At 38.4% G+C, this 21131-nt stretch carries 21 protein-coding genes and 1 tRNA gene; 15 read left to right on the top strand and 7 right to left on the bottom strand.

Annotated elements, in window-relative coordinates; all coding sequences use genetic code 11:
- The first annotated feature begins 16 nt into the window (after positions 1 to 16).
- From H7R46_RS05735 to H7R46_RS05690, 10 genes are all read left to right on the top strand, one after another.
- The gene (locus tag H7R46_RS05735; RefSeq protein WP_080631072.1) at positions 17 to 646 is read left to right on the top strand and encodes a hypothetical protein; all 630 of its coding nucleotides are present in this window, start codon (positions 17 to 19) and stop codon (positions 644 to 646) included.
- Positions 647 to 748: 102 nt separating this feature from the next.
- Positions 749 to 825 (top strand) — tRNA-Arg (locus H7R46_RS05730).
- Positions 826 to 942: 117 nt separating this feature from the next.
- Complete coding sequence (locus tag H7R46_RS05725; RefSeq protein WP_002118101.1) at positions 943 to 1878, top strand: ABC transporter ATP-binding protein; 936 nt, start codon at positions 943 to 945, stop codon at positions 1876 to 1878.
- On the top strand, positions 1875 to 2648 hold the full coding sequence (locus tag H7R46_RS05720) for an ABC transporter permease (protein ID WP_002118099.1): 774 nt from the start codon (positions 1875 to 1877) through the stop codon (positions 2646 to 2648). The genes H7R46_RS05725 and H7R46_RS05720 overlap by 4 nt, the downstream gene beginning before the upstream one ends.
- The gene (queF, locus tag H7R46_RS05715; RefSeq protein WP_005068224.1) at positions 2645 to 3457 is read left to right on the top strand and encodes an NADPH-dependent 7-cyano-7-deazaguanine reductase QueF; all 813 of its coding nucleotides are present in this window, start codon (positions 2645 to 2647) and stop codon (positions 3455 to 3457) included. Before H7R46_RS05720 ends, queF begins: the two co-directional genes overlap by 4 nt.
- Positions 3458 to 3480: 23 nt before the next feature.
- Positions 3481 to 4131 (top strand): hypothetical protein, encoded by a 651-nt coding sequence (locus H7R46_RS05710; protein ID WP_005068221.1) that lies wholly within the window; start codon positions 3481 to 3483, stop codon positions 4129 to 4131.
- A gap of 126 nt (positions 4132 to 4257) precedes the next feature.
- Positions 4258 to 5400 carry a rod shape-determining protein RodA gene (gene rodA, locus H7R46_RS05705; protein ID WP_005068220.1) on the top strand — a complete coding sequence of 381 codons (1143 nt, stop codon included), beginning with the start codon at positions 4258 to 4260 and terminating at the stop codon, positions 5398 to 5400.
- Positions 5401 to 5419: 19 nt separating this feature from the next.
- Positions 5420 to 6421 carry a lytic murein transglycosylase B gene (mltB, locus tag H7R46_RS05700; RefSeq protein WP_005068218.1) on the top strand — a complete coding sequence of 334 codons (1002 nt, stop codon included), beginning with the start codon at positions 5420 to 5422 and terminating at the stop codon, positions 6419 to 6421.
- 289 nt (positions 6422 to 6710) lie between these two features.
- A complete protein-coding gene (locus tag H7R46_RS05695) occupies positions 6711 to 7322 on the top strand; it encodes a septal ring lytic transglycosylase RlpA family protein (RefSeq protein WP_002118141.1) in 612 nt (203 codons plus the stop codon).
- Positions 7323 to 7895: 573 nt separating this feature from the next.
- Complete coding sequence (locus tag H7R46_RS05690; RefSeq protein ID WP_002118194.1) at positions 7896 to 8345, top strand: DUF962 domain-containing protein; 450 nt, start codon at positions 7896 to 7898, stop codon at positions 8343 to 8345.
- Positions 8346 to 8388: 43 nt separating this feature from the next.
- Here the strand turns inward: H7R46_RS05690 and H7R46_RS05685 are convergent, their stop codons facing one another.
- From H7R46_RS05685 to rpsB, 6 genes are all read right to left on the bottom strand, one after another.
- Complete coding sequence (locus H7R46_RS05685) at positions 8389 to 8706, bottom strand: AzlD domain-containing protein (protein WP_005068215.1); 318 nt, start codon at positions 8704 to 8706, stop codon at positions 8389 to 8391.
- A 4-nt stretch (positions 8707 to 8710) separates the two neighbouring features.
- On the bottom strand, positions 8711 to 9424 hold the full coding sequence (locus tag H7R46_RS05680; RefSeq protein WP_005068213.1) for an AzlC family ABC transporter permease: 714 nt from the start codon (positions 9422 to 9424) through the stop codon (positions 8711 to 8713).
- Between the two features lie 88 nt (positions 9425 to 9512).
- Complete coding sequence (locus H7R46_RS05675) at positions 9513 to 10337, bottom strand: helix-turn-helix transcriptional regulator (protein WP_005068210.1); 825 nt, start codon at positions 10335 to 10337, stop codon at positions 9513 to 9515.
- A gap of 105 nt (positions 10338 to 10442) precedes the next feature.
- Positions 10443 to 10928 carry a DUF3465 domain-containing protein gene (locus H7R46_RS05670; RefSeq protein ID WP_002118103.1) on the bottom strand — a complete coding sequence of 162 codons (486 nt, stop codon included), beginning with the start codon at positions 10926 to 10928 and terminating at the stop codon, positions 10443 to 10445.
- Between the two features lie 65 nt (positions 10929 to 10993).
- The gene (tsf, locus tag H7R46_RS05665) at positions 10994 to 11869 is read right to left on the bottom strand and encodes a translation elongation factor Ts (RefSeq protein WP_002118238.1); all 876 of its coding nucleotides are present in this window, start codon (positions 11867 to 11869) and stop codon (positions 10994 to 10996) included.
- Positions 11870 to 12006: 137 nt separating this feature from the next.
- Positions 12007 to 12759 carry a 30S ribosomal protein S2 gene (gene rpsB / locus H7R46_RS05660; RefSeq protein WP_002118204.1) on the bottom strand — a complete coding sequence of 251 codons (753 nt, stop codon included), beginning with the start codon at positions 12757 to 12759 and terminating at the stop codon, positions 12007 to 12009.
- Between the two features lie 210 nt (positions 12760 to 12969).
- On the opposite strand from rpsB, the gene map reads away from it, so the two are divergent.
- The 4 genes from map to H7R46_RS05640 all read left to right on the top strand — a co-directional run bounded on the left by map (position 12970) and on the right by H7R46_RS05640 (position 18256).
- Complete coding sequence (gene map / locus H7R46_RS05655; RefSeq protein ID WP_005068204.1) at positions 12970 to 13797, top strand: type I methionyl aminopeptidase; 828 nt, start codon at positions 12970 to 12972, stop codon at positions 13795 to 13797.
- A 203-nt stretch (positions 13798 to 14000) separates the two neighbouring features.
- Positions 14001 to 15119: an OmpW/AlkL family protein gene (locus H7R46_RS05650; RefSeq protein WP_005068202.1), complete on the top strand. Its 1119-nt coding sequence runs from the start codon at positions 14001 to 14003 to the stop codon at positions 15117 to 15119.
- A gap of 405 nt (positions 15120 to 15524) precedes the next feature.
- Positions 15525 to 16871, top strand: coding sequence for an MFS transporter (locus H7R46_RS05645; RefSeq protein ID WP_005068199.1), 1347 nt, complete (start codon positions 15525 to 15527; stop codon positions 16869 to 16871).
- Between the two features lie 170 nt (positions 16872 to 17041).
- The gene (locus H7R46_RS05640; protein ID WP_005068197.1) at positions 17042 to 18256 is read left to right on the top strand and encodes an MFS transporter; all 1215 of its coding nucleotides are present in this window, start codon (positions 17042 to 17044) and stop codon (positions 18254 to 18256) included.
- A 242-nt stretch (positions 18257 to 18498) separates the two neighbouring features.
- Here H7R46_RS05640 and sthA read toward each other — a convergent pair whose 3' ends face one another.
- Complete coding sequence (gene sthA / locus H7R46_RS05635; RefSeq protein ID WP_002118117.1) at positions 18499 to 19911, bottom strand: Si-specific NAD(P)(+) transhydrogenase; 1413 nt, start codon at positions 19909 to 19911, stop codon at positions 18499 to 18501.
- A gap of 196 nt (positions 19912 to 20107) precedes the next feature.
- Here sthA and lipA point away from each other — a divergent pair, with 196 nt between their 5' ends.
- Positions 20108 to 21121 carry a lipoyl synthase gene (gene lipA, locus H7R46_RS05630; RefSeq protein ID WP_005068193.1) on the top strand — a complete coding sequence of 338 codons (1014 nt, stop codon included), beginning with the start codon at positions 20108 to 20110 and terminating at the stop codon, positions 21119 to 21121.
- Positions 21122 to 21131: the final 10 nt, after the last annotated feature.

Here is a 21131-nt window from a genome sequence, read left to right as displayed (position 1 = left end):
TTTTATTCGGGGAAGAATGATGGCTGGTTTTTATCGAACCAATTTAGGAAGAGTCGCGCTTCAACAACGCAACATTACTTTAAATGCAAAACAAAGACGTTTACTACTGTTAATAGATCACGAAGATTTTCAAAATTTAAATAGCGAATTTAAAAAACGTATTGCATCTCCAGAGCTTATTCAACAGCTTATCGACTTAAAACTCATTGCTCCTTCTGGCGAAAATTATTCAGAATTAAATGAACAAATATCTTTCCCACAATCATCCGTAACTGCAATAGAAGCTCATCAAAAAAATACTATTGATGATAATAAAAATGGCGATATAGTTGGAGAAATTCAGGTTACTCAATCATCATCTTTTCAACTTTCACCTACTGAAATTACCCAGCCACCAATTCAAGTTCAACAGCTCTCTTTTGAAGAAATACAACAGTTGATGAAGCAAACCTTGAGTCAATATTGTGGGCTTATGGCAAAACCACTTATTCAGAAAATAGAGCAAATAAAAACGCTTCAAGAGCTTAAAATGTGCCAAATGCAATGGATTACCAGCTTACAGGAGTCGCGTATTCCCCCTAATGAACTAGCACGTACGCTTCATTCTATTAATTATTCAATTCAATTTATTCAACAACGCATCTAAAAAAACAACAAGCTGCTGTTTAATTAAGCATTAAACTCACTTGTTACCTATTTCGTGCTTTACCTATTGGTGTTTTTTTCCTATGATGTGGCCCACACATGCGCGCTCGTAGCTCAGTTGGATAGAGTACAGGTTTCCGAAGCCTGGGGTCGTGGGTTCGATCCCCGCCGAGCGCACCAGTTTATATATAATAACTTCATAAATTTATCTCAATTTCATAAAATTCCGACTATTTTACTTGGTTTATTAATCATTATCGCTCAAAATATACCCCTCTTTCATAATGTGAGAATTTCATGACTGATGCTTTGGTTTTAAGAGATTTGTCCAAAACATATCGTAATGGTTTTCAGGCGTTAAAAGGTATTAACCTCACTGTGCCTGAAGGTGAATTTTATGCGTTGTTAGGCCCAAATGGTGCCGGCAAATCAACAACCATTGGTATTATCAGTTCCCTCACGAAAAAAACCGAAGGAACAGTTGAGATTTTTGGACACAATCTCGACACTCATCCATCCTTGGCAAAACAACAACTTGGCGTTGTCCCTCAAGAATTTAACTTTGGACAGTTTGAAAAAGCGTTCGATATTTTAGTCACCCAAGCTGGCTATTACGGCATTCATAAAAAGATTGCAGAAAAACGTGCCGAACATTATTTAGAAAAGCTAGGCCTCTGGGAAAAACGCAATATACAAGCACGTATGCTATCAGGTGGTATGAAGCGCCGACTCATGATTGCACGTGCCATGATGCATGAACCTAAACTTCTTATTTTAGATGAGCCTACTGCGGGTGTTGATATTGAATTACGCCGCTCTATGTGGGATTTTCTAACCGAAATGAACGAAAGCGGTACTTCTATTATTTTGACTACACATTATCTCGAAGAAGCAGAAATGTTGTGTCGTCAAATTGCTATCATTGACCGCGGTGTCATTAAAGAAGACACCAGCATGAAAAGTTTCTTAAACCAGCTGAGTGAAGAGTCTTTTATTTTTGATTTGGCAGAACCCATTGCCCCACTCCAGTTAAATATTATTGGTGTGAAGTTCAACTTAATTGATAGCAGCACTTTAGAAGTGACGATGGATAAAGCACATACATTAAATGACTTATTCCAACTTTTAGAATCACAAGGTATTCGTGTTCGTAGTATGCGAAACAAATCGAACCGTCTAGAAGAGCTATTCGTCAAAATGGTTGAGAAAAATCTTGAAGGAGAGGCAAAATGAATTTTAGCCAACTGCAAATTGCCCTCTGGACTCTAGTTCGCAAAGAAGTACGCCGATTTCTACGTATTTGGCCACAAACCTTGTTACCACCTGCGATCACGATGAGTTTGTACTTTGTCATTTTTGGTAATTTGGTTGGTTCGCGCATTGGACAAATGGGCGGCGTGAGCTACATGCAGTTTATCGTACCCGGCCTGATTATGATGGCGGTTATTACCAACAGTTATGCTAACGTATCTTCAAGTTTCTTTAGTGTGAAATTCCAAAAGAGCATTGAAGAACTGATTATGAGTCCTGTGCCACTACATATTATTTTGTGGGGCTATGTCATTGGTGGTATTTGCCGTGGTGTATTGGTCGGAGCAATTGTGACAACAATGAGCATGTTCTTTACAGACCTTTTTATACATAACTGGTTTGTGACTATATATACAGTCTTAATTACATCTGTTTTATTTTCCTTAGGCGGCTTCATTAATGCAGTCTATGCAAAATCATTTGATGATATTTCTATTATTCCAACTTTTGTCCTTACACCTTTAACCTATTTAGGTGGTGTGTTCTATGCCATTAGTGCACTTGGCCCTTTTTGGCAAAAACTTTCTTTAATTAATCCTATTGTGTATATGGTTAACGCTTTCCGTTTCGGCATTTTAGGTCATAGTGACGTGAACGTTACGTTCTCTTTAATCATTGTGACATTATGCTGTGCTGTACTTTACGGAATTGCCTACTATTTACTTGCTCGTGGTTCAGGAATGCGTGAATGAGTGTCGAACAGTCTTTATTGGGTAAAGAAACTCAATATCCAACTAACTATCAACCTGATGTTTTATTTCCAATTGCTCGTGCTCAGTCTCGTGAAGCTTACTCGCATATTGAAGGTATTACGCAAGGTAAAGATTGGTGGCATGTTTTTGAAATTTCATGGTTAAACGCTCATGCCATCCCGCAAGTTGCTATTGGCAGAATTACACTGCCAGCTTCTTCACCAAATTTGATTGAATCAAAGTCATTAAAACTTTACTTCAATAGCCTTAACTTCACTCAGTTTGACTCTAAACAGTCGTTTATTGAAACGGTTGAAAAGGATCTATCTGCTGCGGCAGGTACAAAAGTTGAGTTAACCTTATTTCAAGTAGATGATTTAGAGATTTCTAAGCCTCAAGGCATTTGTATTGATGACCTAGATCCAGAGCGTTTAGAGCAACATCCAGATGCGACTCTTTTAAAACGAGATGCGTCTGATGAAGAAGTCGAAATTGAACTGTATTCTCATCTTTTAAGAAGTAACTGCCCAGTCACGGGACAACCGGATTGGGGTACAGTTTTTATCCGTTTTAAGGGCAAAAAACCTTGTTATCGTAGTGTTTTAGCTTATATTATCTCGTACCGTCAGCATAACGGCTTTCACGAACAGTGTGTCGAGCAGATTTTTGCTGATATTTGGCAAAATTTGCAGCCTGAGAAGCTGATGGTTTATGCAACTTATACTCGTCGCGGCGGACTTGATATTAACCCTTGCCGAGTATCGGATCTTTCATGGATGCCAAAACCGATTCGATTGGCACGACAATAAAACGAATAATTTGAGGATACACCATGCCGTTTTTTGGTTTTACCCCTTCTGAAGGCTTATTGAACGATATACAAACTGGAATTGCGAACAAAAATTCTAGTGAGCCTTTATATCCACTTCGCGATAAGATTGCTTTACAACTTAATGAAGAGATTATTGATAATGTCTTAATTCAGTTAGTTCAGCACTTCCCTGCAAGTGAAAAGCGCGATACTGCCGAAAAACTAGCAGGCTATGTCAAATCAACAGTCGCTGTTCTTTTAAAACAATTGTTAAGCAAAGCGCCAAACGATGTTGTTAAACAGTCAGTAGAGTTCTCTGAAAAAAGCTTATTTAAAGATCCACAAGGTCAATATAAAGTAGGTGTAACTCTAGATCCTAGCTTAGTCACTAATCTTCAGCATAACTTCACTGAGCTTAAGGTGGGTAACGATATCAATAAAGCTGCATTGGCTGAACTGTATAAACAGTTTGGAGATGCTATGGTTAAACATTTTATGTCTGATTTTAATAAGACATTAGACCTTGGCATGATCAAGCGTAAAGCAGCTGATATTGGTGCGGCAGCTGTAACAAAAGCAGTTCATATTGCGATCGACAAACTCATCCCTAGCTTAAATCGCACTGAACTAAAAGCGATGGCTGAATATCACGAAAGTCTATTCTTTAACTAATAAGAAATAGCCTATCGGAAACCTAGCGAGAGCTAGGTTTTTTTATTGCAAAATATTGATATACATTGCCATTAATCAGGTTTATGTTAGCATGCGCCAAGCACTGATTGACCTAGTTAACGCCGCATGTCTCCTAGCCCACAATATAAGTTTTTACGCCAAGCTCCTCGAGATGGTCTTAGCACCGCTATGCAACCATCAAGGTGGCAACAACTCCACATTGACCCGTGGTTATGTCTATTTTTGCTGTTAAATGCGCTATTAGGTTTAACCGTACTATATAGTGCTTCAGCACAGGATGTAGGATTGGTCAGTAAACAAGCCATGAGTTTTGGTATTGGCTTTTTAGTAATGTTTGGTCTAGCCCAAATTCCGCCTAAGGTCTATCAAGCGTTTTCCCCCTACTTTTATTTGTTTGGCCTATTTTCGCTTGTGGCAGTTATGGTATTCGGTGAAGTCCGAATGGGTGCTCAGCGCTGGATTGATATTCCAGGTTTCGGAAGTGTCCAACCCAGTGAGTTCATGAAAATCGGCATGCCGATGATGATTGCATGGTTTTTAGCACGAAAACCTCTTCCCCCTAGTTTTTCACAAGTTGTTTTATCATTAATGTTAATTGGTATTCCCTTTTTACTGATTGCAGAACAACCTGATTTAGGCACATCACTTTTAGTATTAGCAAGCGGTATATTTGTCTTATTTTTAAGTGGGCTATCATGGCGGATGATTGGTGCAGCTGCCGCATGTGCAGCAATTGTAATTCCAATTGCGTGGGAATTTCTTTTACACGACTATCAACGCCAAAGGGTTTTAACTTTACTTGACCCCGAGGCAGACGCACTCGGTACGGGTTGGAATATTATTCAATCTAAAACTGCAATTGGTTCTGGTGGTTTTTCAGGTAAAGGCTTCCTTGAAGGTACCCAATCACATTTACACTTTTTACCCGAAGGACATACTGACTTTATTATTGCTGCATATTCCGAAGAATTTGGACTCATCGGTGTACTTATTTTAGTAATTCTTTATTTTGCCATTATTTTTAGAACATTCCAGATCGGTTTACAAAGCTTCCATAACTATGGACGTTTAGTTGCTGGCGCCTTTGGTTTGTCTTTTTTTGTTTATGTATTTGTAAATGCTGGAATGGTCAGTGGTATTTTACCTGTAGTAGGTGTTCCTTTACCTTTTATGAGTTATGGCGGAACAGCTATTATTACTTTAATGGCCACCTTTGGTTTAGTCATGTCCATTCATACACATCGATAATCTGGAATTTTAAAACGATATGTTGTCTCAACACTTAAATAAAACTTTAAAAATGCTCGCTTTGTGTACTGGCTTAATCAGTACAAGTCATTTCGCTCAGGCCAACGATTTTGCAACACATCCTGATTATTTAAATTTTAAACAAAAAACGATGAATGCTTATGGTTTAAGTAGCGATCAAGTTGATGCAGCCATGAGTGGCGCAAAAAATTTACCAAACATTCTAAATATTATGACTCGTCCAGGTGAAAGTAAGCCTTGGTATGATTATCGTTCTATGTTCTTAGTTGAAGGCACAATTCAACGTGGTGTCCGTTTTAAAAATCAATATGCAGATGCGTTAAATCGCGCAGAACAACAATATGGCGTATCTCAAGCTGTCATTTTAGGTATTTTGGGCGTTGAAACAGGTTATGGCGCAAATAAAGGTTCTTTTATTACACGTGATGCTTTAGCTACCCTTGCTTTTGGCTACCCTCGCCGTGCTGAATATTTTGGTGATGAGCTAGCTGCTCTTATTGCATGGACTTATAAAGAAGGCTACCCAACAAATAGTATTGTAGGTTCCTATGCAGGTGCGATTGGCTATCCACAATTTATGCCAAGCAATATTAGTAAATATGGGGTGGATTATGACGGTAATGGACATATCGACTTAAGAAACTCAGCAGAAGATGCTATTGGATCAATTGCAAACTACTTAGCAAAACAAGGTTGGCAACGCGATCAACCGATCGGGTTTATGGCTCGTTACACTGGGTCAAATCCAGAAAGCATTATTGCGAAAGATTTAACGCAACCTTTCCCATATGGTGCACTAAAGACACTCGGTATTTCTCCATTGAATCCTTTAGTTAAAATTGATGATCTCGATATGGTGAATGTCATTCAATTACAAGACTATAATGGTCCAATTTACTATTTAACTTACCCGAATTTTCAAGTGATTACGACTTATAACAAGAGCCGCATGTACGCTACTGCTGTATGGTTATTAGGCACCGAAGTAGCTAGCCGATAGGCTAGCTTTTTTATACTTTATGTAAAAGTCAATAAATATTTTTGTTAAATAGATCACAATACATACATTTTTAATAACTTGTTACATTATTGATTATTTTTTAACCCAAAACTGTAAGTTTTTGCCCTTTTTGTAAAGATTTCTCGTTAAAGACTAGACACTCTCCGTAACCGATGAATATTATCCACCCCAATATAGCAATTGCAAAAGTGAATAATAAGGCATGTTCACTTTAAATTTCAGTCAATGGCTGAAAGAAAAAAGTACATGTTCTCAGGAGTTTATACAAATGCAGTTATCGCTGAAATACGTTCTTGCACTGACGGCTAGTTTAAGTATGGCCCCACTGCACGCTGAAATGGTGCAGTCATCATCATTAAACAGTGATGTAGATGGTCCTAATCTAGCAGCACGTGTATTGAGTAAAGATACTCAAAACTTTAATTCTCGTTTTTCTAACATTAACAGTCTTTCAATCACTGAACGTTCTGGCGATCAAATCCGTCGTCAAGCTATCGCAGCAAAAATTGAAATCCCTGAAGATGAGCCTTCAGTGATTGAAAAACTTAACACAGTAGCTTCAAACACTGTTCGTAAGTTTAGCCAAACTGGTATGGCATCTTGGTATGGCCGCCAATTCCATGGTCGTAAAACTGCAAGTGGTGAAACATTTGACATGAATGCTTTAACTGCTGCTCACCGTAGCCTACCGTTGAACTGTTACATTCGAGTAACCAATAAAGACAATGGTAAAAGTGTGGTTGTAAAAGTAAATGACCGTGGTCCTTTCCATGGCAACCGTGTACTTGACCTATCATACGGTGCAGCTAAACGTCTTGGTATTACCAATGCTGGTACAGCTAAAGTAAATATTGAGCGTGTTGATGGCCCAACTTCATAAGTTATAGCCTCTCGAGTTCATGTAAAAAGCCGCAATTTTTTCTGCGGCTTTTTTATATTTTAAGTTATCAAAATAATTCCTAACTTAAAGTTAAAAAATCTTCTTCTTTTGCCCCTTATCTATCTCTGAATTTGAATATTTTTTAAACAAAAAATCATGTTTATTTAATACAAGTCAATTTTGCGTCTAATTTGCGTTTAGAGCGTCTTTTTTAAATTTGCGCTACCCTAGTACCATTTTTCAAAAATAAAGGCTATTTATGGCGTTTTTAGAGTAGATGAGTAGAGCTTTTTCATACAACTTTCCCATCAATCTCAAAATCACGCTTTTTTAGATGATTTCATCATCTAGCAACACAGAAAAAATATTATGAAAAATCGCCCCATTCTTGAGGTCGAATTGACCACCTTTTCAACCACAGTCACATTATTTTTTTGTTTGCCCTTTCTTAGGTATTTTTAATACAACGCTCCCTATAGTTGAATAGTGTTAGTTTCTTGTCGAGATCCTCAAGAACAGGCTAAAATATACTCACAAAAATAAATCGAAGTTAAAACAAGGAGTGTGCTACTAATGAAATCCATTACTGAATGGTTTGATGAATATAGCGAAAGTCATCAAAATCCAACCAATAAACAAATTCACTGGCTTTGCGTTCCCGCCATTTTATTTTCTATTATTGGAATCATTGCACATTTCAGCACATTGCTTACTGCTTTATTACTTGTGTTGACCTTAGTATTTTATGCACGTTTAGATCTTGTACTTGCTGTGGCAATGGCTGCTTTACTTGTTGTTATGGCATGGCTCATTTATACCCTACCTGTAGGAGTCGGGTTTTATATCGCTATTTTTGTGATTGCTTGGGTTGGACAATTTTACGGACATAAAGTCGAAGGCAAAAAGCCCTCGTTCTTTAAAGATTTACAATTCCTACTAATTGGACCAGTTTGGTGTATGGATGCTTATCTCTCAAAAATCTTACCTAAATGGAAAAGCAGACAAAAACAAGCTCTTGCTTAAAGATTAACTTAAAGCTGAATCCTTTCGATTCAGCTTTTGCATGTTAGTAATTTATTAGAAAATTTATAAAATAAAAAACCCCTAAACTTGCTATCACACTTAAAAGAACTTTTTTTTGGTACATAGCGATTACAATACAAAAGATTGCTGCATAAATATAAGGATTATTTATCACGCCTCTTAAATGATTACCATCGAAAAAAATAACTGGAATACAAATTGCAGTTAACAAACAAGGTGCAGAATAGCTAAGCATCTTATTCAGAATAAGCGGCAGTTTAATTTTTACTTGAGGTTCTAAAAAATAATAGCGATTAAAAAAGACGATTGCTGCCAAGCCTAAAATCATAAACCAAGACATATTATTACTCCTTACCTATTTTTTCAGTTAAAACAGCAATTAACATTCCCATTAATCCTGAAAGTAAAATCGCACCCTCAATTTGATAAAATTTAAATAAAAACCCACTTATACAAGTTGTTAGCACACCAGCTATGACCGGAAATCCTTTACATAACGGCACAATCATGGCAATAAAAATAGCAACGATCGAAAAATCCAAATGGTAATTTAAAAGATCAGGTATCACTGTCGCCAGCAGTATTCCCACTAAACTAAAAGCAACCCAAAATAAATAAAAACACAGTCCTGCTCCCAACAGATATTCCGAACTTCTTTTTTCCAATGGAGCACTCACCGCAAACAATTCATCTGTTAATAAAAAGCCTAAACTCAATCGTTTCGGTAGGGTCAAAATAGAAATGTCATTTCTTAAAGTTAATGCATAAATAAAGTGCTGAGCCGTTAAAAAGAAAATAGTCAAATAAATTGTAAAAACAGATGCACCTTCCATAGCCATGCTTAAGCTAACCAACTGAGCAGCTCCAGCAAAGACGAGTCCAGACATTGCTAGTGCTTTATAGAAAGATAATCCTGCATGAATTGCCATAGATCCCGCTAAGATTGCCCACGGAATAACAGAAATTGATAAGGGCAAAATATCCATTGCGCCACGTAAAAATAAATAGGATGGCTTATTTTTTGAAAACCCAACTGGCTGATTAAGCTGAATATTCATATATAAAATCCAATATAAGAAACATCTCTATACCATGCTTGATGAGTGCCGACTTATATTGGATAAAATTGCTTTAAAACTAATTTATTTATATGTTCAAACTTGCTACATATTGAGTGGGTGTGACGCCCATTGCTTTTTTAAAGTGACGGTTAAAATGGCTTTGGTCAGAAAAACCACATTGTTGTGCCACCATGGCAATTTGGTCCCCCTGTTTTAATAACTGTCTTGCTTTTTGTAAACGTGCTTGTACAAGCCAAGCGTGAGGTGGCAGACCTACATATTTTTTAAATTGCCTTAAGAAATGCCAAGCGCTCAAGCCGACCATGTCAGCCAAATCTTGTAAAGAAAAGTTTGTTTCAGGCATTTCTACGAGCAATTCTTTAACTCTTAATATTTTTGAATATGCTTCTGGTAACTCACAAAAAGTATGATTTGATTTACCATGTCTCTTCATAAGACAAGCTAACGTTGTTAAATACATCGTTTCTTTGAGTAGGAAATTATCTTTTTGTTCTAATAAATCAAAAAGTAAGCAAAGCTGTTGAGCCAAACCTAGGTCGCGAATCACGGCTTGAGGAAACCATGGTGCTCCATGTGGATTTTCAAAAAAATCTTGGCTAACTTCTGCTAACATTTCAGGTGTTGGATAGATCGCTCGATAACGCCACCCTGACTCTACCGCAGATGAACCGGTATGAATTTCGTCAGCATTGACTAAAATAATGTCGCCTTTAGGAGCTACATGCAGCTGTCCCGTCCTAAAAAAAGACTGTGCTCCCTCTTCAATCACACCAATACAGTACCCTTCATGAGTATGCTTTGAAAATTGTGTTTGGTGATAATGTGCTTTTAATAACTCTAAACCGCCCAACTCTCGCACATGCAGATAATCGGCTTGCTCCCGCTGCATAAATACGTCTCATCTATTCAATAAAAAAACCATAGCACGTTTTAATAAACTGAATAGAACAAAATTGCTCTATGAAAATAATCTGATTAAACGTTCACTTGAGCTTTATTGATAGATCTGTCCGTCATGTTTAAGCCATCCACCTTCATGACGACCTTGTGGATCGCGATGAGTCCAATGTAGTACACCACCTTTTGAGTTGTATTCATATTCGCCATAAAACTCAACGATGTCACCTTTATTTAGATTAGAAATTTTAGGTGCCAAATCGATATTATGTGCAACCAAAATTGAAAGACCATTTTTTAATACTAGAATGAATTTCTGGTGTCTTGACCCATCATTATCATCTCTTAAAATTGCTTTGACTCGACCACTTCCCTGCACTTGAACATTACTTTGTCTCTGCTCATAAGCAGCTTTTACAGTGTCCACCCCATTATTTGAAAGTGTAGTTTCATTACGCTGAGCTGCGGGTATAGTTGATGATGGTAATTGACTTTGCTTGTGCCCAGATAAATCCAGACCAAAATACGCAGCAATCAATAAAATAATCACACCAGCAATACTGAGATTTTTTTTATTTGTCATTGTATACCCTTATTTTAACTGAGATAAAAAAAGCCCCAATGGGGCTTTTTTTATTGTGATACGAATTACTTCGCAGCAGCTTGAGCAGCAGCAACTTCTTCAGCGAAGCTAAGTTCTGCTTTCTTCTCAATACCTTCACCAACTTCGAAACGTACGAATTCAGCAACAGTAGTACCAGTTGCTTTTAATACATCAGCAACTTTCTTGTCATTGTCGATTACATACATTTGACGATCAAGAGCAACTTCGTTCAAGTATTTATCAACTGAACCAGTTACCATTTTCTCAACGATGTTAGCTGGCTTACCAGATTCTAACGCTTTCGCTTCAGCAATTTCTTTTTCTTTAGCGATAAGGTCAGCAGGAACAGCTTCAGCATTTACAGCTACTGGGTTGAATGCAGCAACGTGCATTGCAATACCTTTACCAGTATCAGCATCACCAGTATAAGAAACTACAACACCGATTTTTAAACCGTGTTTGTAGATAGCCAAGTTTTCGCCTTCAACGATTTTCGCGCGACGAACTTGGATGTTTTCACCGATTTTTTGAACAAGTGCAATACGAGCTTCTTCAACTGATTGACCGTCTGCTAATTTTAATTCAGCGATTTTAGCAGCATCAGTTTCACCAGCAGCTAAAGCAGCAGTAGCAACAGCTTTTGAGAAGTTAGAGAAGTTTTCGTCTTTAGCAACGAAGTCAGTTTGACAGTTAACTTCAACTAAAATTGCTTTGTTGCCTTCTTGAACGATTGTGATTGCACCGTCAGCAGCAATGTTACCAGCTTTTTTAGCAGCTTTAGCTTGACCAGATTTACGAAGGTTATCAATAGCAAGCTCGATGTCACCGTTCGCTTCTGTTAATGCTTTTTTGCATTCCATCATTGCAAGACCAGTACGGTCACGTAATTCTTTTACCATGCTTGCAGTAATTGCAGTCATGTTGATCTCCTAAAATCGGTAGAAAATAAATCTTTTCAACAAAAACGGCCCAAAGAAACTCTGGGCCGTTTGCACTCTCGACGCTTAATTTGCCACCATTACATGTCGCAAAAATGACAAGCCTGCGTCAAAACGCATTAAGCCTCAGAAGCGTCTTTCGCAGCGTCATCGCCTTTTGCTTGAGCGTTCGCTTGAGATTGAGCGTATTCTTTACCAGCAAGAATTGCGTCAGCCATAGCTGAAGCATATAGAGTTACTGCACGGATCGCATCGTCGTTACCAGGAATAACGTAATCAACGTTGTCTGGGTTAGAGTTTGTATCAACGATACCGATAACAGGAATACCTAAGTTCTTAGCTTCTTTGATTGCAATCGCTTCGTGATCAACGTCGATTACAAATAATGCGTCAGGTAAACCACCCATGTTTTTAACGCCGCCTAAAGAGCGCTCAAGTTTTTCCATCTCACGAGCACGTTCTAAAGCTTCACGTTTAGTAAGCTTAGCAAAAGTACCATCTTGAGATTGAGTTTGAAGATCTTTTAAACGGTTGATAGATTGGCGAAGTGTTTTCCAGTTCGTCAACATACCACCTAACCAACGGTGATCTACATATGGTTGACCAGCGCGTTGAGCTTGTTCACGGATGATGTTAGAAGCAGCACGTTTTGTACCAACGAACAAAACTTTGTTCTTTTTGCTTGCTAATTGGTTAGCGAAGTTCAAAGCATCATTTAACGCAGGAACAGTGTGCTCAAGGTTGATGATGTGAATTTTGTTGCGCGCGCCAAAAATGTATTGACGCATTTTTGGGTTCCAGAAACGAGTTTGGTGACCAAAGTGCGCACCTGCTTGAAGAAGGTCGCGCATGCTTACGTTGTAATCTGCCATTTTCTTTACCTTAAAAGTTGGGTTAGGCCTCCATATATCCGCATTCTCCACCTTTTTACGGGCACCCAGAGTAATGTGACGATATATGTGCGGATTTTTTACTCCATCTATCAAAATTGTTCGTAAAAGATATTCACGAAAAGCATTTGATAAAATGGGCGGCTATTTATACCATAGACGCTTGTAAATTACCAAAAGTTTTTAGAGATCATGAACAGTACTTATACAGCTCCACGTCGATTAATCAAAACTCCAGATGAAATTGAAAAAATGCGCATTGCAGGACGACTGGCGGCTGAAGTTCTAGAGATGATCAAGCCCCATATTAAGGCAGGTGTAAGTACACTTGAACTTGATACCATTTGTCGTAATCACATTGAAAATGTGCAACATGCTATTCCTGCATGTGTAGGCTATGGTGGAGCTCCTGGGCGCCCTGCTTTTCAACACTCTATTTGTACTTCGGTTAACCATGTTGTCTGTCATGGTATTCCCTCTGAAAATAAAATTTTAAAAAATGGTGACATCCTTAATATTGATGTCACTGTCATTAAAGATGGTTACCACGGCGATACCAACATGATGTATGTCGTTGGTGGTGAAACTTCTATTTTAGCCAGCCGTCTATGCAAAGTTGCTCAAGAAGCGATGTATCGTGGAATGGCAACTGTTAGAGATGGTTCATATTTAGGTGATATCGGCCACGCAATCCAAAAGTATGTCGAATCAGAACGTTTTAGTGTAGTACGCGAATATTGTGGTCACGGTATTGGAACTGTTTTCCATGATGAACCTCAAGTACTCCATTATGGTCAAGCTGGTACAGGTATGCGTCTGGAAGCAGGTATGACTTTTACAATTGAACCAATGGTAAATGCTGGCGTATGGCAAACTAAATTGTTAGGTGACAAATGGACTGTCGTAACCAAAGACCATAAACTTTCAGCTCAGTATGAACATACTATTTTAGTCACCCAAACAGGCATTGAAGTTTTAACTGCTCGTCCTGAAGAAGACCTATCTCGCTTCAACCAATAATTTAAAAATCTTAAATAAAAGGCTACTTTATGTAGCCTTTTATTATTTATTATGTACTTTTTATTAACAAATCTTTCTAAATATAAACAAATATTTCAAAAAAATTACAACTATTAATTTTTAATACACAATCTATTCAATAAAACAAGGTATGGTGGGCTCAATAAAAATCAGTAAACAAATGTCGGACATGGAGTCCTTTTATGATGAAAAAGTCATTATTTTGTATGACAGCTGCCTTTTTAGCTCTGCCAACATTCACTTATGCCGCTTCACCATATTTTAGTTTTAAAGATGGCGATGGCTTCAAACGTTTTTCTGTCTCTGCTGGTTGGCTCCATGCTATGCCTCAAGGCTCAGGAAACCCTGTCAATATCAATACTAGCGTTGCAGAAGGTACAACATCTAAAGTTGGAGATGTGTCTACAAAAGCCGTTTTAGATGCAATCGACCAAAGTAAAACTTCAGGAAAGTTCTGGTATAGCACTATTAGCCTTCTTGATAAGTTTACAGACACTCTTCCCTCATCACTTGCAGGTACAGCAGAAGTTAATGGTCTTTCTCAATGGCAACAACAAGGTTCTGGCTTAGAAGCTGCTGATGTTGATACTGTTGGTCTTATGTTTAATTACAACTTTACGGACAATTTATCTTTAGAAATTAAAGGTGGTATTCCTCCTAAAGTAGATATTAATGGAAAAGGTAATATTTATGCTCCCCTTTCTGGAAAAGCGACTCCTCTAAAAGACGGATCTTTAATAGGAGGAATCATAGGAGATGGAATTTCCGAGGCGGGTGGAGATATTCCTTTAAAACAAGACCTGCATATTACTGATCTTTCTCAGGGAGGTAAGGCTGCGACTGCTCGTGCATGGTTACCAGCCGTTGAACTACATTATCAATTTGGTAAATCAGGGGTAAATAAGTTCCGTCCTTATATCGGAGCTGGCGTGATGTATGCATACTTTAATGATTTAAAAATGAATCCCGGTATTGAGGCCGATTTAATTCAAGCGGGTCACATGATCCAGAATATCCATGATGGTAAAGCTGGTGCAGCATTAGATCGCAACACATCATCAGCAAATCCTATCGTTAAACTAGAAGCAACCGATACTTTTGCCCCTATTATGACTTTAGGTGCATCTTATGACTTCAACCCAAACTGGTTTGCTGTTGGTTCAGTTTCATATTCCAAAATGAATAGTGAAGCAAAAATATATGTGACTGACCAAAATACAGGTAAAGAGCTAATTAAAGCGAATACCAAAATTGATATTGACCCACTCATTACATATGTTGGTGTCGGTTACCGCTTCTAATTTTTGTGTCACCCAAAGCTATAAAAACTTATGCACGTTTTTATAGCTTTCTTTTTTTCTATATTTTGCTTCTTTTTAAATCAAAATGCTAAAAAAATGAGCACTTTTATAAAGCCGATTGAAAAAATTTACCGCCTTCCTCTCTTATGAGCATTTACTGATTTATTTCTGTTTTTTAATTAATTTTATTTTTAATAAACTAACTCAATAGAATTAGAAAGTAATTTTTCCTTTTTAGTAAAATTAATTTTTTGGCACAAGCTTTGCTTTATTCATAGCGAGATGAGTCAACGATGATTCAATGAATAAACCAAGACGGCCAACGATGTCCGCTCTGATCGGTCTGCAGATAGGCAATAAATTGCCATGCAAATTAAAATTTCGTTCAGTTCAGAGGGACGGCGTATGTCTTCAAATATCAATCTAGATGCAAAAAAAGCAACTGAAATAAAATTATTTAGCTTTTCTACTCCTGCAATGCGCGCTTTCCACATGACATGGCTCGCATTCTTTGTGTGCTTCTTCGCATGGTTTGCTTGCGCACCATTAATGCCGGTTATTAAAGGTGAGTTCGGCTTAACCAAAGACCAAATTGCCAATATCAATATTGCCGCCGTTGCAATTACGATTTTAGTACGACTCGCTGTCGGCCCACTTTGTGATAAATATGGCCCGAGGATTACCTATACAGCTCTTCTCTTGCTTGGCAGTATTCCTGTATTTGGGGTTGCTGCTGCTAACAGTTATGAGTCTTTTTTATTCTTCCGCTTACTGATTGGTGCAATTGGCGCAAGCTTTGTTATTACGCAATATCATACAAGCGTTATGTTTGCACCTAATGTTGTAGGTACAGCAAATGCGGCAGCAGCTGGTTGGGGTAATGCTGGTGGCGGTGCAACCCAAGCTCTAATGCCTTTATTACTTGGTGCAATTGTCATGTTCGGTGTCGAACAAACTATGGGCTGGCGTGTTGCACTAATCGTACCAGGCGTAATGATGGTCATTGTTGGTATTCTTTACTGGAAACTCACCCAAGACTGTCCTCAAGGAAACTTCAAAGAAGTCCGCGCACAAGGGATTGAAGTTGGCAGTGGTAAAAAAGGTGGCATGGCAATTTTGATGCAAGCTGCCCGTAACTACCGTGTCTGGATTTTATTTGTGGCTTACGGTGCATGTTTCGGGATTGAAATTTTTATCCATAACGTTGCAGCAATGTACTATGTTGATCATTTCAAAATGGATTTAAAAACTGCTGGTTTAACCGCGGGGATATTTGGTCTTCTTGCACTCTTTGCTCGTGCACTTGGCGGTATTATTTCCGATAAAGTCGCACTCAAAAAAGGTTTAGATGGCCGCACTAAAGTACTGGTACTCATGATTTTGGGTGAAGGTTTATTCTTGATTCTTTTCTCTCAAATGAATGTGGTCGCTCTTGCAATTATTTCTATGACGATTTTTGCCTTGTTTACTCACATGGCTTGTGGCGCGACTTATGCTCTCGTACCATTTATTGATCGTAATGCTTTAGGTGGTGTTGCAGGCATTATTGGCGCAGGTGGCAATGTGGGTGCTGTTGCAGCTGGTTTCTTATTAAAAGGTTTGCTAGATGTTCAAACTTGTCTATTTATTTTAGGTGGTTTGGTTATGGTCGCAGGCTGTAGCGTAATTCTAATTCGCTTCACGACTGAACATAAAGAAAAAGAACAAGTCCTTTTTGAACAAGCATTACTTGAACGTAATTCCGCAGCTTAATTTTTACAAGAAGCAGAGATCAAAATGATGTCTGCTTCTTTAATTTTCTTCTCATAAAATACGATTCTTCAGAACTTTTTAATTCTTCTTAAATATTCCCTCCAACTATATCGATATTTTTCGATATATCTTCTACAATAAATCATCATTATTATAATTTTCCATTAATCATGACTAAAACTGGCAACCAATTTTCTCAGTCCCTCATCTATATGCTGATTGGCAGTGCAATTATTCTGGCCCTTTCATTAGGTGTCCGTCATGGTTTCGGTCTCTACCTTGTACCCATGAGCCATGAATTTGGCTGGGGACAGCATGTTTTTAGTCTTGCGATAGCCATGCAGAACCTGATCTGGGGAGCTGTTCAGCCTTTTACTGGAGCAATTGCAGATAAATATGGCAGTAAAGTTGTGGTTGCTGTTGGTGGCTTACTTTATACCCTAGGCCTACTTTTAATGGCTTTTAGTTCAAGTGTACTCATTTTAAATTTAAGCTTAGGCCTTATTATTGGTTTAGCTTTATCAGCAACCTCTTTTACGGTTTTACTGAGTGCAGTAGGCCGAGCTGCCCCTCCAGAAAAAAGAAGTATGGCAATGGGTATTGCCAGTGCAGCAGGCTCTTTTGGTCAGTTTATTATGCTACCTTCCACCCTTCTCTTGCTTAAAACGGTAGGATGGTCGTCAGCTTTAATGGTGAGTGCACTGTTAATTGCGTTTATCATTCCCCTAGCGTGGATGCTAAAAGGACCAAGCAATCAAACACCAAAAGCAATTGCTCAACCACAGCTCACATTTAAACAAGTACTGAATATTGCTAGAAAACATAAGCCATTCTGGTGGTTAGCTTTAGGATTTTTAGTCTGCGGATTTCAGGTGGTCTTTTTAGGTGTTCATCTGCCGGGCTATTTAATCGATCACGGCTTTGATGCTGCTACAGGTACCGTGTTTCTTGCTTTAGTTGGGTTATTTAATATTGTGGGGACTTATGGGGCGGGTTGGCTGGGAGATCGATTCTCAAAACCTAAATTATTAATGGCACTTTACGGTAGCCGTGGCATCGCAATCATCGCCTTTTTATTATTACCTCTAAGCACTTATACGGTATATGCTTTTGGCATCATTATGGGACTTTTATGGCTCTCTACAGTTCCACTTACCAACGGCATTGTCGCAAATATGTTCGGTGTTAAATACCTTTCAATGTTAAGTGGTATTGTGTTTTTCACCCATCAAGTCGGTTCTTTCTTTGGCGGTTGGCTTGGCGGTGTTAACCATGACTTAACAGGTAATTACAATGCGATTTGGCTATGTTCAATAGCATTGAGTATATTAGGGGTAATCGTACATTTCTTTGTAAATGAGGAGGCTGTTATTCATGACGCATAATGCCTTACTTTTGAAAACAATTATGACTTTGCTCGTGATTACTCTGCTGGCTTGTTCAATCATTTTATGGAAACAAACTCCTGATTTATTTGTATATTTTAATCAAGCATTTTGTGCCCACTAGAGATATAGACAGCCAGACGCATACTGCAAATTGTCATAAAAATATAAAAAACCTATGGTCTAATGAAAATAAAAAGCCCGCAAGTTTGCGGGCTTTTTTATGAAAAACTTATTTAAAATCAAAACAAACGATTCATACCATTAAGCGCAGCTACACGATATGCTTCTGCCATTGTTGGATAGTTAAACGTTGTTTCAACAAAATATTTCAAGGTATTGTTTGGGCTGTGCATAACTGCTTGCCCAATGTGGATAATTTCGGCAGCGTTATTGCCAAAACAGTGAATACCTAAAATTTCCATAGTGTCGCGGTGGAAAAGAATTTTTAACTCACCCACTGTGTCACCAGTAATTTGCGCACGAGCCAAATGACGGAAAGAAGCTTGACCTACTTCATACGGAATTTTCTCTTCCGTTAATTCCTGTTCATTTTTACCAATTGATGAGATTTCTGGAATGGTATAGATACCTGTTGGGATATCACGTACTGGCTTCGCATCTTCACCACTCATGTTTGCGCCAGCACAGCGCCCTTGGTCATAAGCAGCAGAAGCAAGTGATGGCCAACCAATCACGTCACCAGCAGCATAAATATTTTCAACTTCAGTTTGGTATTGATCATTTACTGAAAGTTGACCACGGTTATTTGGTACTAACCCAACATTCTCAAGACCTAAGCCTTCTGTGTTACCTGAACGGCCGTTACACCAAAGAATCGCATCGGCTTTAATCTTTTTACCACTTTGTAAATGTAGTACAACATGGTCATCAAACGTTTCAAGATGATCCATTTGCTCATTGTGACGAATCAATACACCTTGTTCACGCAAGTGATAAGACAATGCATCAGCAATTTCATCATCTAGATAACTTAATAATTTTTGCTGAGTATTAATCAAGTCAACTTTATGGTCTAAACCAATAAAGATTGAGGCATATTCACAGCCAATAACACCCGCGCCATAAATAATGATTTTTTGAATTGAATAATCAAGATCAAGGATTTTGTCCGAATCGAATACGCGAGGATGATCAAAGTCTAAACCTTGCGGATGATAAGGACGACTACCTGTAGCAATCACGATTTGCTTACAGATAATTGTTTCTTTAATGCCTTCATGGCTAAAAACTAAAACTGTATTTTTATCTTGAATATATGCACGGCCGTGGAATACACCGATTTTGTTACGATCGTAAAAACGTGTATGCGTATCAACCTGTTGTTGAATTACTTTGTGTGCATTACGCAAAACCTGTTTCATGGTGAACTGTTTCCATTCACCTACTTTTTGAAACATTGGATCACGCTGATAGCGAATAATACTAGAAACTGTTTGACGTAATGCTTTACTTGGAATAGTACCTACATGTGCACAGTTACCACCCAGTTGATCACGCACATCTACAATTGCAACACGCTTACCCGCTTTTGCAAGCTTCATTGCCGCGCCTTCACCTGCAGGTCCAGAACCGAGAACTACCGCATCGTATTTAACGAAATTCCCACTAACGACCTCTTTTTTACGTGGCATTGAAAGCTCCTTCCTCACTTGAATGACCATATTTTATAATAAATTATGGCTAATGTGCGGTGAATTTATGTATTTCTCAACCCTATATTTCTGAATAACCACATTTATTATATGAATAGTTATTTTCCGCTATTAACTGCAGAAGTTCGCTATAATACAATGTCAATGTCTCTATAAACGAGTGGAAAAGTTAAATATGTCAGAACACCGTAAACCTGAACAGGGTGTAAAACTTCGTGGCGCAGAAAAAGTCGCAAGAATTCCTGTAAAAGTTGTACCTACGGTTGAAGTGCCGCGTAAACCTGACTGGATTCGTGTCAAGATGACGGCACCAGAAGAAGTTCAGCGTATTAAAACCACTTTACGTGCTCAAAAACTCCATACCGTTTGTGAAGAAGCTGCTTGTCCAAACCTACCAGAATGTTTTGGTGGTGGTACAGCAACATTCATGATCATGGGTGATATTTGTACACGTCGTTGCCCTTTCTGTGATGTAGCACATGGTCGTCCAAATGCACTCGATGCAGATGAACCTCGTCACATGGCAGAGACAATTGCTAATCTTAAGCTCAAATATGCCGTAATTACTTCGGTTGACCGTGATGACTTACTTGACGGCGGTGCACAACACTTTGTGGACTGTATCAAAGAAGCTCGTACACTAAGCCCAAATACATTGCTTGAGATTTTAGTACCAGATTTCCGCGGACGTATGGATATTGCTTTACGCATTATGACTGAATGTCCGCCAGACGTATTTAACCACAACATCGAGACTGTGCCACGACTATATAAAGCGATGCGCCCAGGTTCAGACTATCAACATTCTTTAAACTTATTAAAAATGTTTAAAGAATATTGCCCTGATATCCCAACAAAATGTGGTTTGATGGTGGGTATCGGTGAAACTGAAGAAGAAGTTATTGCTTTGCTTGATGACTTGCGTGCTCATGATGTTGACTATGTGACTATTGGTCAATACTTACAACCTTCTAAACAACACGCGCCAATTGACCGCTTTGTAACGCCAGAAGAGTTCGAACGTTATGCAGAGCATGGCCGTAAACTTGGCTTTAGAAATATTTGGTCTGCACCAATGGTCCGTTCAAGTTACTTTGCTGATCGTCAATACCACGGTGAACCAGTACCAGAAGTTCGTCGCAAAGTAGATCCAGCTAAAAAAATCGCTGTTCAAGTTGTCGAAGCTTAAAAATTAAATA

Source organism: Acinetobacter sp. BEC1-S18-ESBL-01, from assembly GCF_014169935.1.
Taxonomy (GTDB): Bacteria; Pseudomonadota; Gammaproteobacteria; order Pseudomonadales; family Moraxellaceae; genus Acinetobacter; species Acinetobacter pittii.
The sequence above is the reverse complement of the archived record's forward strand: the minus strand, read 5'-3'. Positions and strand labels throughout refer to the sequence as shown.